Source organism: Caballeronia calidae, from assembly GCF_900044055.2.
Lineage (GTDB): Bacteria > Pseudomonadota > Gammaproteobacteria > Burkholderiales > Burkholderiaceae > Caballeronia > Caballeronia calidae.
On sequence record NZ_FCOX02000015.1, the window covers coordinates 148,229 to 161,885 of the forward strand.

A 13,657-nucleotide genomic window follows, 5' to 3' on the forward strand; every position below is an offset into this window, starting at 1 on the left:
CTCCAGCGTGCGAGTGAGCGGATAGCGAAGCGCATCAGAGATCGGCCGGCAGCGGTGCGCGGAGCCACTTCTGCGAGATCGCGTTCATCGTGCCGTCCTTCTTCGCGGCTGCGATAGCCTCGTCCACCTTCTGCTTCAGGCGCGGCTCGTTCTTGTTCAGGCCCACGTGATCGGGCGAACTGAAGAGCGAAAACTTTTGCTCCGGATCGTTCGACGGATGACGGGCGATGATCGTCGCGCCCACGTCGTTGCCCACCACGAGCAATTGCGCCTGCCCGGACAAAAACGCGGCGATAGCGCCGTTCGGGTCGTCGAATCGCTTGATGACCGCGGACGAAGGCGCGACCTTGCTTACGCTCAGGTCTTCGAGGGTGCCGCGCGCAACCGCAATGCTCTTGCCGGCCAGGTCGCCTGCGTTCTTCACGGCAAGCGACTTCGGACCGAATACGGCCAGGTTGTACGGCGCATAGGCCTGCGAGAAGTCGATCACCTTTTCGCGCTCCGGTGTCTTGCCGACCGAGAGCAACATGTCGGTTTTGTGGTCCGCGAGGTACGCCATGCGGTTGTCGCCTGTGACCTGCACCAGTTCGACCTTCGCGTTGAGGGTCTTGCCGATCAGGCTGGATACGTCGATGTCATAGCCTTGCGGTTTCATGTCCGGCCCGATCGAGCCGAACGGCGGATAGTCCTCGAAGACGCCGATCCGCACGACGCCGGATTTGTTGATCGAGTCGAGCGCATCGGCCTGCGCCAGCGGCGCCCATACGCAAAGGCTCACGATGCCGAAAAAGAACGTACGGCCGAGGATGCGCTTCGCGGTATTCGTGGTGTTCATGAGGATGTCTCCTGTAAACGGGCTTTTTTACGGCGTGAAATCATTGCGCGGTGCGTGCCGCGATGAGCTTGCAGGCATGCGGCGGCAGTTCCGCGAAGATGGGCATTCCTACCTGGAGGTCCGGTGTCTCGCGTGGTGTCGTGGCCGCGGTGAGCGTAAAGCCCGCGCAATCGATGGTGGCTTCGAGCGACGAGCCAACATCGCGGATGAACGCGACCTTTCCGGCCAGCACGTTGGGTCCCGGATTGGCACTGGCTGCCCGCATCGACACGTCTTCGGGGCGGATCAGCAAGCGGACATCGCCTGCCGCGCCGCTTGCACGCAGCGCGGCATCGACGACGATCTGCTGGCCGCCGGGAAGCCCGATGCGATCCGTGCCGTCGAACGTGACGGGCAGGATGTTGCCGAGCCCGATGAAATCGGCGACGAACTCGCTGACGGGATTGCGATAGATGTCGAGCGGCTTGCCGACCTGTGCGATGCGACCTTTTTCCATCACGACGATTTCATCGGCCATCGTCATGGCCTCGCGCTGGTCGTGCGTCACCATGATCGTCGTGATGCCGAGCCGTTGCTGCAACAGACGGATTTCGACCTGCATCGCCTCGCGCAGCTTCGCATCGAGCGCGGAGAGCGGTTCGTCGAGCAGCAGCAGCTTCGGTGACGACGCGATCGCACGGGCTATGGCCACGCGCTGACGCTGCCCGCCCGACAGCCGCGACACCGGCCGGTCCGCCATGTGCGGCAACTGGATCAGCTCGAGCAGTTCGGCGACCCGCGCCGCTTGCGCGTCGTTCCCGACACGGCGCAGCCGCAGCGGATAGGCGATGTTCTGTGCAACCGTCATGTGAGGGAAGAGCGCGAGCGACTGGAACACCATGCCGAAATCGCGCTGATTCGCCGGCACATGCGTCAGATCGCGGCCGGCGAATGCGACGGTTCCGGACGATGGCGTTTCGAGGCCCGCGATGATCCGCAACAGCGTCGTCTTGCCGCAGCCGGACGGCCCGAGAAAGCACACGAGCTTGCCGTCGGGCACGGTGAGATCGACGTGATCGACCGCGTATGCGGTGTGAAAGCGCTTCGTCACCGCCTGAAGTGTCAAATGAGTCATGAGAGGTCTCTCTTTACAGCGCAACGCCTTCATCGCCGACCAGCTTCTCGAGCAGCCAGATCAAGGCGAAATCGATGAGCACGATGACGACCGCGAAGGAGAACACGGTCGGATCGAGCGAGGACACGGTGCGGCTGTACAGCCAGATGGGCAGCGTCATCGTATCGATGCCGTACAGAAAGAACGTCACCGTGAATTCGTTGAACGAGATGATGAAGGCGAACAGCATGCCGGCGAGAATGCCCGGCCGCATGAGCGGCAAGATCACATCGACGATCGCGCGGCGCGGGCTTGCGCCCATCAGGCACGCGGCTTCCTCGAACTCGGGGCCGATCGATGCGACCGATGCTGCGCAGTTCTTCACGGTGAACGGCAAGGCGAGAATCACGTGCGCGATGATGAGCCGCAACATGCCGAGTTCGACGGGCAGCACATTGAACACGAGCAGCAGCGCGAGCCCGAGCATCACGAGCGGATAGACGAGCGGCAGCGCGACGAGCTGTTCGATCACCGCCTTGCCGCGGAAGCGATAGCGCGAGAGCGCATAGGCCGCCGGCACCGAGACCGCAGTGGCGATGATCATCGTCGAGACCGCGACGATGAGGCTCGTCGTCAGCGCGGTGCCCATCGAGAGCACGTCGCTTGCGTCGGGCGACAGGAACGTGTGCCACGCGGCGTGATACCAGCGCAGTCCGAAGCTCTGCGGCGGGAATTCGAGCGTATCCGAATTGCCGAACGACATCGTGATCATCGTCAGGATCGGCAAGGCCGCGACAAAGAGCACGAGGGTCGCGAGCAGGCTGGTTGCGCGGCTCAGACGGCCCGGCATGATCGCGGAAAGTCGCAAGGTACTCATGAGCGGGATTCCTCCATGCGTTGCATGCCGCGCACGAGCCGCTGCGACACCGACATGACGACGAGCGTCGCCGCCATCAGCACCACGCCCGATGCGGACGCCGCCGGCCAGTTCAGAAGCGGTGCCACCTGGTCATGCACGAGCACGGCGAGCATGGCCACGCGACGCCCGCCCAGCAGCAGCGGTACGGCAAACGCGCTCGCGTTGTAGGCGAAGACGAGCAGGGCGCCGGAAACGAGGCCCGGCATCGCGAGCGGCAGGACGATGTGGCGCAGCGTCTGCCAGCGGGTCGCGCCGAGCGTTGCGGCCGCTTCCTCGTAAGAGCGTGAGATGGCGCGCATCGCGCTCGCGAGCGGCAGCACGGCGAGCGGGAACGCGGTCTGGATCAGGCCGAGCAGCACGCCGTTTTCGCGATAAAGCCACTGCACCGGGCGCCGGATGACGCCGGCTGCAAGCAGCACGTGATTCAGCATGCCGGCGGGCCCGAGCATCACGAGCCAGCCGTAACCCTGCAGAAGCAGGTTGACGAGCAGCGGCAGCAGCACGCCCGCAAGGAGAAGCCGGCGAGCGAGCCGCGACTCGGTGCGCGCCATCGCGAGCGCCACGGGAACCGCGAGCAGCACCGCGCAGACCATGCTCTGAAACGCGAGCTTCAGCGTGAGCCAGAGCGAACGCAGAAAGTACGAATCGAGGAGGTCGGCGTAATTGCGAAAGGTGAACGCGTGCCATTCGTTCCCCGACACGCCGAAGCTCATGCGCAGCACCGTGAGCGAGGCCGCGACGAGCACGGCGAGAAACGCCAGGATCGGCGCGAGCAGCACCCATGGCGGCACTCTGGGCAGCGCGGGCGCCGGCGACTGTTCGAAGGCGACGCCCGCCATTGCTGCCGTCCTGCGGCGGAAGGAAAGTGCGGACATGGATGTCAGGCCGAGAAGATTTCCGTATAGCGCTTGATCCAGGCCGGCTGCACCGCGGCCAGCGCCTTGTCGTCGTGCAGTACGGCGTTCTCCGCGATCTGCTTGGGAGACGGCACGAACGCGCGGCTTTCGGCAGGGATCACCGCCTTCGAGTTCACCGGACCGTTCAGCACGTCGGCGGCCATGCGGCCCTGCACGCCGGCGTCGAGCGAATGATTGATGAACGCGTGGATCAGATCGATGTCTCCCGGATGCGCCTTTGGGATGACCGTGAACATCAGCTGGGTCGCGAAGCCTTCCTTCATGCCGTAAGTCACGGCCATCTTGTACTCGGGCTTGCGCAACTGATTCGGGAAGAAGGCCGGCGAGTAGATGCCGCCGATGTCCAGCGATCCGGTGCGAAACAGGTCGGCGACCTGGTTCGGGTTCTCTCCGAGCGTGAGCACGCGGTCCTTCAGTTGCGCGAGCTTCGCGAAGCCCGGCTCGATGTTCTGCTGCGAGCCGCCCGCCATCTTGGCGGCGATGATCGCGAGATCGACCGCTTCAGCCCATTCCGGCGGCGGCAGGAAAATCCGGCCCGCGTATTTGGGATCCCAAAGCGCCTCGTAAGTCGAAGGCGGCGCCTTGACCGACGACGTGCTGTAGACGAGACCGTCCGACCACAGCAGATAGCCGATGCCAAAGCCATTGGCGCCGGTCCGGTACTGCGGGGCGACATCCTTCAGGTTGGGCAGCCGGTTGAGGTCGGGCTTCATCAGAAGGCCTGCATCCGCGAGGCCCGAGGCGCCCACTCCCGCGAGCGTGATTACGTCGTAGGTCGGCCGGTCTCCCGCCGCTTTAACTTTGGCCACCATGCCGGAGGTGCCGTCGGCGCGGTCGGCGATGACCTGTGCGCCGGTCTTCTGGCTGAAGGTCGCGGCAATATTGCGCAATGCCGCCGCGCCGGTGTCGTCGGACCACGTGAGCAGGCGCAGCGTCTTGCCGGCGAAGCTCTTCTCCTGTGCCCTCGCCGTGCTGATGAACGGCATCGGCAGGCTCGATGCAGCCAGCGCCATGCCGATGGTCTTGATGGCCTGCCTTCTGCCTCGCTTGATGTCTTGCATGGCTCACTCCTCGCTGAATGGTGAAGCAGTCGGTCTATGCAGTGGGTCGATCAACAACGGCGTCCGTAAGAACACTCTAGGGATGTAAAATTTTGGCAACAATCGAATTCTCGGCATGGTTGCCATGAGCCGAACGCATGGCTCAGGCTTCGAAAAGCCTTTCAGACGTGACCGGCCGTGGACTCAATATCTGTTTAACTTCCTGGAAAGCCGCGAGGCCGAACGGCCCCAGCTCGCGGCCGATGCTGCTCTTCTTGTAGCCGCCCCAGGAGGTCTGCGGAAAGATCAGCTGCGGTGCGTTGATCCAGACGACGCCCGCCTGAAGCGCCCCGGCCACGCGCTGCCCGCGCGCCGCGTCGCGCGTGACGACGGTTGCGACCAGCCCGAATTCGGTGTCGTTGGCCGAGGCGACCGCGTCGTCTTCGGTATCGAAGCTGCGCACGCACAACACCGGCCCGAAGATCTCCTCGCGCCACACGGCGCTGCTGGTGGGCACGTCGACGAATAGCGTAGGTTGTACGAAATATCCGGGGCCCTCCGGCGCTCCGCCCTGAACGACGAGACTCGCGCCGTCCGCCTTGCCGCGTGAGATGAAGCGTTGCACGCGTTCATACTGCGCGCGGTTCGTAAGCGGCCCCATCTGCACACCGGACGCAAACGGATCGCCGACGACGGTTCGCGCCACGCGGTCGGCGAGGCGCGCGATCAGCGCCTGCGCAAGCGGCCGCTCGACGAGCACGCGGGACGTGGCCGAGCACATCTGTCCGGCATTGAAGAACGCGCCGCCTACGACGAGATCGACAGCGAGATCGAGGTCGGCGTCAGCGAAAACGATGATCGGCGACTTGCCGCCCAGTTCGAGGCTCACGCCCTTGATGGATGACGCGGCCGCTTTCATGACCTGCTCGCCGACCGCCGTGCTGCCGGTGAACGAAACCTTCGATACGAGCGGATGTGTGGTGAGCGCTGCACCGACCTCGGTGCCGGTGCCCGTCACGACGTTGAACACGCCCGGCGGCAATCCCGCTCGCTCGATGATCGCGGCAAGCTCCAGTTCCGGCAACGGTGTGAATTCGGAGGGCTTCAGCACGACAGTGCATCCCGCGGCGAGCGCAGGGGCGAGCTTCCACGCCGTCGTCACCATCGGGAAGTTCCACGGCACGATCAACCCCACCACGCCCGCCGGTTCACGACGGATGACGGCGCGATGTTCGCTGCTCGGAATGGCGATCTCTTCTTCGGCTGCATCCAGCGTTTCAGCGAGGTCCGCGTAATAGTCGAAGGTGGCGGCCACGTCGCCGACGTCGATCCGTGATTCGGCGATCGGCTTGCCGTTGTTGAGCGACTGCAGCGCGGCAAGGTGCTCGCAATGCGCCTCCACGCCGCGAGCAATCGCACGCAGAAAGGCCGCGCGCTGTGCGCCCGATCGTTGCTTCCATGCGAGAAATGCGTGCGATGCCGCGCGCACCGCGCGATCGACATCGGCGGGTCCGCCGGCTTCCACTTCGACGATCGTCTCTTCAGTCGATGGATTGACGACGGGCAGCCGCTGCTTCGTTTCGGGCACGCACCAGGCGCCATCGATGAAGAGCCGCGTACGCAGCGGGAATTCGAAAAGGGGACGTGCCTGCGCGCTCATGATTGCACCCGTGCAAACCAGTCGGCTTCGCGAACCTCGATCACGGTCGGGATCTCGCGCTTTGCCGCTCGCCGCAATTCGGCGTCGAGCGCCTGCGGGTTGTCGACTCTTGCGGTCTCGCATCCGAAGCCTTTTGCCAGCACGGCGAAGTCAGGCGTGTAGATATCGACGCCGACGGGCGAGATATTGCGTTGAGCCATATATTTGCGAATCTCGCCATAGCCGAAGTTGTTCCACAGCAGCACGATCACGGATACGCGCGCTTCTACCGCGCTCGCCAGCTCCGGCAGCGTGAACTGGATACCGCCGTCGCCGATCAGGCACACGACCGGGCGCTCGCTCGCGGCGAGCTTCGCTCCGATTGCGGCGGGCAGCCCATATCCGAGCGTGCCGTAGCCGGTCGACGAGTTGAACCAGGAGCGCGGCGCCGGCGCATCGTGGAGGAAGTTGCCCGCGTAGACCGGGCTCGTCGAATCGCCCGCGATGACGACGCCGGGCAAGGCGCCGACGATCGTGTCGATCAGGCGCTTCTGCGATCGCATCGCGGCGTCGCAGCTGGCCATGATGGCGTCGCGCACCGCCGCCACGCGCGCGGCGCCCCAATCGGGTGAAGCGGGACGGACAGGTCGCTCATGCAGTCTCGCCGACAGGGCGCTCAACGCGTCGCGCGAGTCGCCAGGGATAGCCACATCCGGATGGACGTTTCGCATCAACTGCTGCGCGTCGATATCGATGCGGATGAGCTGTCCGGCTATCGTGAATCCACCATCGAAGAGGACGTCATAGTCGGTCTCGCCCAGTTCGGTTCCGACCGCGAGAACGACGTCGGCTTCACGAATCATCGCGCGGGTTTGCGGCAGCGATTGCGTCGAGCCGATGAGAAGCGGCGCTCCGCTCGGCAGAAGACCTTTCGCGTTGGTCGTGAGTGCGACGGGGGCTTGCAGCCGTTCGGCGAGTTCGCGTAATTCGACAGCAGCGTGTGCCGCGCCACCGCCTGCGAGAATCAGCGGGCGACGCGCGTCGGCGAGCAGTTCCACGGCAGAGGCGAGCGCGGCGGGATGTGCGGCGGGCCTCGCCGGGCGCATGGAGGGGGCCGCCTTCATCGCGCTTGCCGGGGACACGATGACGTCGAGCGGGATCTCGATATGCACGGGCCGCGGACGCGCACTCTCGAACACGGCGAACGCGCGCGCCAGCACCTGAGGCAAGTCGGCGGCATCCAGCAAGGTGTGGGAGAAGGCGGTGAGTCCGTTGAATACGTCGCGTTGCGAAGGCAACTCATGCAGACGTCCGTCTCCGCCGCCGAGTTGGCTCCGTGCATTGACGCTCGATATCACGAGCATCGGAATGGAATCGGCATAGGCTTGCGCCATGGCGGTCGCGATGTTGGTCATGCCCGGCCCGGTGATGATGAAGCACACGCCGGGCTTGCCCGTGACGCGGGCGTAACCGTCGGCCATGAAGCCCGCGCCCTGTTCGTGCCGGGGCGTAACGTGCCGGATCGAGGAGTGGGCAAGACCGCGATAGAGCTCCACGGTATGTACACCCGGAATGCCAAAGACGAATTGAACGCCGTATTGTTCGAGCAATGTAACGAGTGCTTCCCCACAGGTTCGATGGCTTGAGGTTGCCTGCTGGCTTGACGCGCTTACATTGCGTTCATCGAAGTGCTTGATGGATTCGCGAAGGTTCATCGGTCGTCGCATTCCTTGTTGGTTTGCCCGCGGACGCGGTCGGCTGGGTTGCAATCATTCTCGATGCGGTCCCGTGACGACAACAATCGAAAAGATCTCATGAGGCGCATTACTTTCCTGCATGAGTCACGGAAACCCGCATAGATGGACGGCGACGATCCATGCTCGTCGAGCAGACTTGCAGGAATGCAAAGGGAGGTTTCCAGACCGAACCAACGGGGAGTCGAGAGCGGGCTGCTACGGCTGACCACCGCTCAGATCGTGGTACGCACTTGAAGCGGCGTGTTGGCCTTCGTGATCGTCGATTCAGAGGTCAAGGGTGAGCGTCATGTCCCGACACTATCCGCGTCGGCCGTGCTGCTGCGCACGTCGATCTGGCGCAGGTCCGGCTTAAGCGCGTCCGACGACGGCGCGCCGCCGCGCGCATGAGTCAGCCGCCACTTCGGGAAGACGCCCGATGAATCTACGCTCCACGACTGGCCTGCATCGTCCGCGACGATCGTGCGGGCGCCGCGCCGTTTGGAGGCGGGCGGCCGGCGTGTACCGGCAGGCGCGTCGCGCTCGAATGACAGGCTGCCTTGCTCGTTGAAGACGACGGCAAGCGGGCGCTCGGCCTGGCCCGATGCGACGAGCGTCGCGACCGCGGGCCCGGAGGGGGCGCGCAGCACCGCGTCGGCGGGCTTGCGGCCGGCGAGTATCGCGACGAGCAGCGCAGACGGGCCGGTCCGACCGGCTTGCGGATCGGCCTTGCTGGCGGTATCGACGGCGTCGACCGTGGCGGCGCGCAGTGTGTCGTCGGACGCATCGCCGATGCGCTTGCGCACGAGAGGCGCAGGCGAGTCGAGTGCCACCGGCGCGGCCATACGATCGGTCTGCACAACGAGCATCACGTGCCAGTCGTCGGGCGTATTGTTGTAGCGCGGCGCCAGCGAGACGAGGCGCAATTGCGACGCGTCGAAGCCTGCTTCGCGAAGGAGCAAGTACTTGGCGACCGCAAAGTCCTTGCAGACGCCGCGCTCGGCGAAGAAGCGCGCGGGCGGATAGTAGCTGCCGTCGGTGCCGTCGCGATAGGGGATCTCATTGATCAAGGCGTTGGCCAACGTCAGCGCGGAGTAATCGCCCGCCTTGGTGCGCGCGTCGCGTACCTGCGTGACGAGCCGATTCCAGCCTGCGGGTTTCAGTTGCCGATGCGCGCGCATCGCGTTGCGCAGACGCTGCACGCGCGATGCGCCTTCGGCCGACTGTCTCATTTCGCCGTCGAGCAACGTCGCAACGAACATCAGGTCGCCGACCTGCGCAAGCTGAGGCCGCAGCTTGCGGTTGGCTTCCCACCACGTCGCGCTGCGAAGCCGGTCGATGCCGGGATCGAGTGCGTCCTGCGCTGCTTCGGAGGGGCTTTCCTGGTGGGGTTCGGGTTGCGCGGCAACCGGAATGACCGTTGCCGCGGGCGGTGTGTGCTCGACGGCCGTTGCCACGGGACGAACGATCGCGCCGCGCTGAATCGTCAGCGAAGACTGCTCGCCGCGCGAAGCGCAGACGGTGCCGATCACCGCGATCGCAACGATGCAGCACAGTAATCGACGACGCAATCGCCCGGACATACGATCCCCACCATTCGCGGCGAGTACGGAATGCCGACTCGCTTCAGGTTTGCCCGGGCTGCTCCATGCGGCCGCCGCCGGGTGTCGCCGAGAACACTGCACATGACGTGCCAATCGGAAGCGTGAACGTGTGGGAGCACTGACGGACTGGCGGACTGGCGGTGCGCAGCGCCCACGACGGGCGTGCAGCGTTGTGAGACGGGACCGTCAAAGCTTGTCGGATGGTGGCTGAAGGCCAACAGGTTGCAGCGTCGTGTCGTTCGGAACGCGACATGTGTTCGGCGGGGTGCGGCGAGAAGCGAACGGGGAGACGGAGGGACTTGCGCGGGAGAGTGGACTCGCCGGTTTCATGTGTTAGTCACCCGGCTTGCGTCACAATCCGTAGTCTCTGAGGTCATCAGAACGATAGCGGGCGAGTGTCCAGAATCTTACCAAGACAACCGGCGTGATGAGTACACCGAGCCCGAACGTATGTGACGCGGCGCACGCCTCCGCCTAGCTGTCGCGTGGCATGTCCCGATCGGCGCTGCCCCAAGGTCAACAGGTTAGCGGCGACGATGAACGCGACGCCGAGAGCATGAGATCATATGGGCTATCGTCGTCGCTCGGCTAGATCGCTTTGCAGTGAAGGGCACGTGCGCGTTCGGGCCGATCCAAACTTGGCACTGAGAGTATGAATAAAGGAAAGTCGAAACTGACCCGTCAGGACGCTGAGCGCCTTTTCGAGGGGTTGCCGCCGGCGAAGGCGAGCGTGTCGAGCCGCCCGGAGAATCCCTTCGGGCCAGACGTGTCCGATGTCGTCAAGCGCGTTGAGGACGACTCCGCCCTCTGGAAAGACAACCTGATCACGCTGCCGGTGTCGATCGAACTGCCGCCAGGCTACCAATCGGTGCCTCGCATGCGCGAAGCGATGACGCGGGCTTTACGCGTGAAGTGGGTGAGAGAAGGCAAAGACGAGGTTGTCGCGGAGTTTCCTGAAGGGTGGACAGCGGTTCGCCCGGAAAGCGGCCCCATCGAATTGCGAGACGCTTCAGGCGTGGTTCGCGGGTTATACGGATGGGCCAGGGATGCTGAACTCAGGCTCCTGCCACGTTACCTTATCGAATCACAGGCAAACACTTCGAACGGTCTCGGCAGCGTGCTTGTTCGCGATCGCGGGACGGGTCGAATTCTCGAGCGATCGTCGAACTGGTCGGCGCGAACCGGAACCCACCATCCAGATTGGACGAAGCTCGCAGCGTGGCTTGACTTACGTTATCCAGACCATCGCGACCCACTGCGGTACTGGGACGACTGTGAGGAAAATCGTCGAGCTTGAGCGGATCTTGGCGGTGCTGTTTTCGCAGTAACTGACGCACTCAGCATCGAGCCCGTCTCTTGATTTGACCTCCGGGTTCGGCCGCCAAGCGTCACTCGGTTATGCGCTACGGATCCAGGGTGAACGCGAGAACTTTCCTTGCGAGCGAAGCGTCCGACGTCCCGATGTACATGTCGATCGTGGAGACCATCATGCCGAGCATGCCTTATGACCCGAGCCGCGTCGCGCTCGACTCGCCCCAACTGCGGGAGACTGTATTCGTGCCGGGCGCGGAGTACGACGAAGTGGCGTTGTCCGTCGAACTCGCGCGACTCGCCTATGTGCACTACGAGGATCACGACGCCGGACTTGCGCGCCTGAAAGAAGCGCTCGGCCGCGTACGCTTCGATGACGTCACCCTCTTCGAGGACGCCGCCACGGGCACGCAAGGCTTCGGCGCATCGCGATCGTCGGACGGCTTGTGCGTGCTCGCGTTTCGCGGCACGGAACCGACTCGGCTCACCGATCTCGGCGCTGATCTGGCCTTCACACTGACCGACTGGACCGAAAAGGCGGGCCGCGTGCACAAGGGATTCGCGGGCGCGGCGCGCAGTGTCTTGCCCGAGGTCAAGCAGTGGCTGGAGCAGACGCAAGCCGCCCGCAAGCGCCTGATCGTGACCGGCCATAGTCTCGGCGCGGCCATCGCGACGCTGTACGCAAGTCTGATCGCACCGGACAGGCTCATCACGATCGGCTCGCCGCGCGTGGGCGATGCGGCGTTCGTCGCGACGCTTGCCGGTATCGACATGATGCGACTGGTCGATTGTTGCGATGTCGTCACCAAGTTGCCGCCGGAAGTCGGCGGTTATGTTCATGCCGGCGACGCCGCTTACCTGACGCGCGAAGGCGTGCTGGCTTCCTCCAGAGATGAAGCCTTCTTGCGCGACGATCGCACCGCCGCGCGCGAGGAATACCTGCTGCATTACGCGTGGAAAACCGGCAATGTGGTGGTGCGCGATCTCGCCGATCACGCGCCCATCAATTACGTGCGCTGCTTCATGCCGTGACGCGTGCTGGCTCGATCGATCAGAACTTATGCCGCAAGCTCGCGCGAATCAGAGCCTTGCCGGACGGCGAACTTTCGTTGTTGATCGACGCCACCGCGTCACGATCGGGGTCTTGGTTCGATCCGTGCAAAAAATGGCGGTTAGATCAGAAAACGGCTGAAATATCATGGACTGCCGTTCGCATAGATTGCGCGAGATTCCATCGGCGGCAGAGCCTTGCTGCAGGTGGCTCGGCGCCCTGTAACCGCTAGATTTCGCGCGAATAGTCGTCTTACCCCAAGTAGACTCTGCGCGATCCGTCACATCTGAGTAAAAGCGGGGCTCAGTTGAACCCCGCTTTTCGTCGAGAATGATGATTTGCAGTCGCCTCTTACGCCGAGGTCACCACGCTCGTTACATTCGGTTCAACCGCAGGAGTCGGGGCTTCGGCCACCGCCGACTTCTTTGCCGCAACGCGTTTTGTCGGCGCTCTTCTCACGGAGGCCTTTTTCGCAGCTGTCTTCTTTGTGGCAGGCGTGGCCTTCTTTGCAGCCGAGGAGGCGTTGCTCACTGCCTTCTTTCCTGACTTGGCGTTGGACGCTTTCTTCGCTGCCGCCGGCTTGGTTGCAGTCTTCTTCGCCGCTTTCTTCACGGCAACCTTCTTCGTCGCTTTTTTGGCAGGTGCCGATTCAGCTCTTGCTGACGCAACCGCTGGCTTTTCGATCAGAAATTGCGTTCGATCCTTGGCCGTTGCTAACCAGGCCGGCGCACGACCGCGACCGCTCCACGTCTCGCCGCTCATTGGATCTCGATACTTCGGCGCTTGCGGACCGCGCACGTAGTTGCCCGCTTTCGGCTTCTTCTCAGCAACTGCCGCCGGCGCACTGGCCGCACTGGCGAGAAACTTGTCGCGATTCTTCGCATTCGCAATCCACGCCGGCGCGCGTCCATGTCCAGTCCATGTCGCTCCGGTCTTCGGATCAACGTACTTGGCCACGCCCGACGTTGGTGATTTGCTTGCGGCCGAGGATTTGCGACCCGCGGTCGACTTACGGAAATGGGCAGCGATATCGTCCGGCGTCAGGCCGTGCTTCTGCATCAAGTCGCGGATCTTTACGACGACTGCCGACGACTCTTTCTTCGCGATCGCTTCGGCTTGAGCCTGAAGCTTTGCGATCTTGTCTCGTAGTCCTTTTAGCGTTGCCATCGACTTCCCCTTATTGCTTATCGTCGCACTATGCCACATCAGGCCTATCAAAGACATGTTGCGGCACATGGGTCGGCGTGGGTGCCGAATGAGTTTTTCAGTAGAACGGCGGATTGTGCATTGCAAAACAATGCACATCGAATGCTTAATCCTGGAAAGCAAAGCCACTCGGCTATAAGCTTTGGACGTTCCAACTTTCTATGGCCTTCGAGCGATCGACGACTACTCGCTCGACTTCTTTGCGCCGAAAACATCCATCAACTGGCGCGCGCGTTTCACATCGTCCGAGTGCAAATAGATCGACGTCGTCGCCACCGACGCATGCCGCAGATTGTCTCGCACCGAAGT

11 protein-coding genes and 1 pseudogene are annotated in these 13,657 nt (G+C 63.6%); 2 read left to right on the forward strand and 10 right to left on the reverse strand.

Features of this window, described 5'->3' with window-relative positions:
- Positions 1 to 34: 34 nt before the first annotated feature.
- The 8 genes from AWB78_RS16295 to AWB78_RS16330 all read right to left on the reverse strand — a co-directional run bounded on the left by AWB78_RS16295 (position 35) and on the right by AWB78_RS16330 (position 9,759).
- Entirely contained in the window at positions 35 to 835 is an 801-nt protein-coding gene (locus AWB78_RS16295; protein ID WP_062605958.1) for a transporter substrate-binding domain-containing protein, read from the reverse strand.
- Positions 836 to 875: 40 nt separating this feature from the next.
- Positions 876 to 1,949 carry an ABC transporter ATP-binding protein gene (locus tag AWB78_RS16300; RefSeq protein WP_062605960.1) on the reverse strand — a complete coding sequence of 358 codons (1,074 nt, stop codon included), beginning with the start codon at positions 1,947 to 1,949 and terminating at the stop codon, positions 876 to 878.
- A 13-nt stretch (positions 1,950 to 1,962) separates the two neighbouring features.
- Positions 1,963 to 2,805, reverse strand: coding sequence for an ABC transporter permease (locus AWB78_RS16305; RefSeq protein WP_062605962.1), 843 nt, complete (start codon positions 2,803 to 2,805; stop codon positions 1,963 to 1,965).
- Positions 2,802 to 3,686 (reverse strand): ABC transporter permease, encoded by an 885-nt coding sequence (locus AWB78_RS16310; RefSeq protein WP_374729474.1) that lies wholly within the window; start codon positions 3,684 to 3,686, stop codon positions 2,802 to 2,804. Before AWB78_RS16310 ends, AWB78_RS16305 begins: the two co-directional genes overlap by 4 nt.
- A 41-nt stretch (positions 3,687 to 3,727) precedes the next feature.
- Positions 3,728 to 4,825, reverse strand: a complete 1,098-nt coding sequence (locus AWB78_RS16315) for an ABC transporter substrate-binding protein (protein WP_062605966.1) — start codon at positions 4,823 to 4,825, stop codon at positions 3,728 to 3,730.
- A gap of 142 nt (positions 4,826 to 4,967) precedes the next feature.
- Positions 4,968 to 6,464 (reverse strand): aldehyde dehydrogenase family protein, encoded by a 1,497-nt coding sequence (locus AWB78_RS16320; protein ID WP_062605967.1) that lies wholly within the window; start codon positions 6,462 to 6,464, stop codon positions 4,968 to 4,970.
- Positions 6,461 to 8,158 carry a 5-guanidino-2-oxopentanoate decarboxylase gene (locus tag AWB78_RS16325; protein WP_074173459.1) on the reverse strand — a complete coding sequence of 566 codons (1,698 nt, stop codon included), beginning with the start codon at positions 8,156 to 8,158 and terminating at the stop codon, positions 6,461 to 6,463. The genes AWB78_RS16320 and AWB78_RS16325 overlap by 4 nt, the downstream gene beginning before the upstream one ends.
- Positions 8,159 to 8,484: 326 nt before the next feature.
- Complete coding sequence (locus tag AWB78_RS16330) at positions 8,485 to 9,759, reverse strand: transglutaminase-like domain-containing protein (protein WP_157697530.1); 1,275 nt, start codon at positions 9,757 to 9,759, stop codon at positions 8,485 to 8,487.
- A gap of 673 nt (positions 9,760 to 10,432) precedes the next feature.
- Between AWB78_RS16330 and AWB78_RS16335 the strand changes: the two genes are divergently transcribed.
- Both AWB78_RS16335 and AWB78_RS16340 read left to right on the forward strand, forming a co-directional pair.
- Entirely contained in the window at positions 10,433 to 11,077 is a 645-nt protein-coding gene (locus tag AWB78_RS16335; protein WP_062605971.1) for a hypothetical protein, read from the forward strand.
- A 119-nt stretch (positions 11,078 to 11,196) separates the two neighbouring features.
- A complete protein-coding gene (locus tag AWB78_RS16340; RefSeq protein ID WP_232477726.1) occupies positions 11,197 to 12,123 on the forward strand; it encodes a lipase family protein in 927 nt (308 codons plus the stop codon).
- A 370-nt stretch (positions 12,124 to 12,493) separates the two neighbouring features.
- Here the strand turns inward: AWB78_RS16340 and AWB78_RS16345 are convergent, their stop codons facing one another.
- Positions 12,494 to 13,309 (reverse strand): H-NS family nucleoid-associated regulatory protein, encoded by an 816-nt coding sequence (locus tag AWB78_RS16345; protein ID WP_062605996.1) that lies wholly within the window; start codon positions 13,307 to 13,309, stop codon positions 12,494 to 12,496.
- A 222-nt stretch (positions 13,310 to 13,531) separates the two neighbouring features.
- Positions 13,532 to 13,657: pseudogene (locus tag AWB78_RS16350) on the reverse strand (tyrosine-type recombinase/integrase); the annotation flags it as partial.

What these genes read in the sequence shown, in the direction of transcription:
- AWB78_RS16345 (WP_062605996.1), bottom strand. Translation starts at nt 13,309, where the DNA reads ATGGCAACGCTAAAAGGACTACGAGACAAGATCGCAAAGCTTCAGGCT.
- AWB78_RS16305 (WP_062605962.1), bottom strand. Translation starts at nt 2,805, where the DNA reads ATGAGTACCTTGCGACTTTCCGCGATCATGCCGGGCCGTCTGAGCCGC.
- AWB78_RS16315 (WP_062605966.1), bottom strand. Translation starts at nt 4,825, where the DNA reads ATGCAAGACATCAAGCGAGGCAGAAGGCAGGCCATCAAGACCATCGGC.
- AWB78_RS16300 (WP_062605960.1), bottom strand. Translation starts at nt 1,949, where the DNA reads ATGACTCATTTGACACTTCAGGCGGTGACGAAGCGCTTTCACACCGCA.
- AWB78_RS16320 (WP_062605967.1), bottom strand. Translation starts at nt 6,464, where the DNA reads ATGAGCGCGCAGGCACGTCCCCTTTTCGAATTCCCGCTGCGTACGCGG.
- AWB78_RS16330 (WP_157697530.1), bottom strand. Translation starts at nt 9,759, where the DNA reads ATGTCCGGGCGATTGCGTCGTCGATTACTGTGCTGCATCGTTGCGATC.
- AWB78_RS16325 (WP_074173459.1), bottom strand. Translation starts at nt 8,158, where the DNA reads ATGAACCTTCGCGAATCCATCAAGCACTTCGATGAACGCAATGTAAGC.
- AWB78_RS16295 (WP_062605958.1), bottom strand. Translation starts at nt 835, where the DNA reads ATGAACACCACGAATACCGCGAAGCGCATCCTCGGCCGTACGTTCTTT.
- AWB78_RS16335 (WP_062605971.1), top strand. Translation starts at nt 10,433, where the DNA reads ATGAATAAAGGAAAGTCGAAACTGACCCGTCAGGACGCTGAGCGCCTT.
- AWB78_RS16310 (WP_374729474.1), bottom strand. Translation starts at nt 3,686, where the DNA reads ATGGCGGGCGTCGCCTTCGAACAGTCGCCGGCGCCCGCGCTGCCCAGA.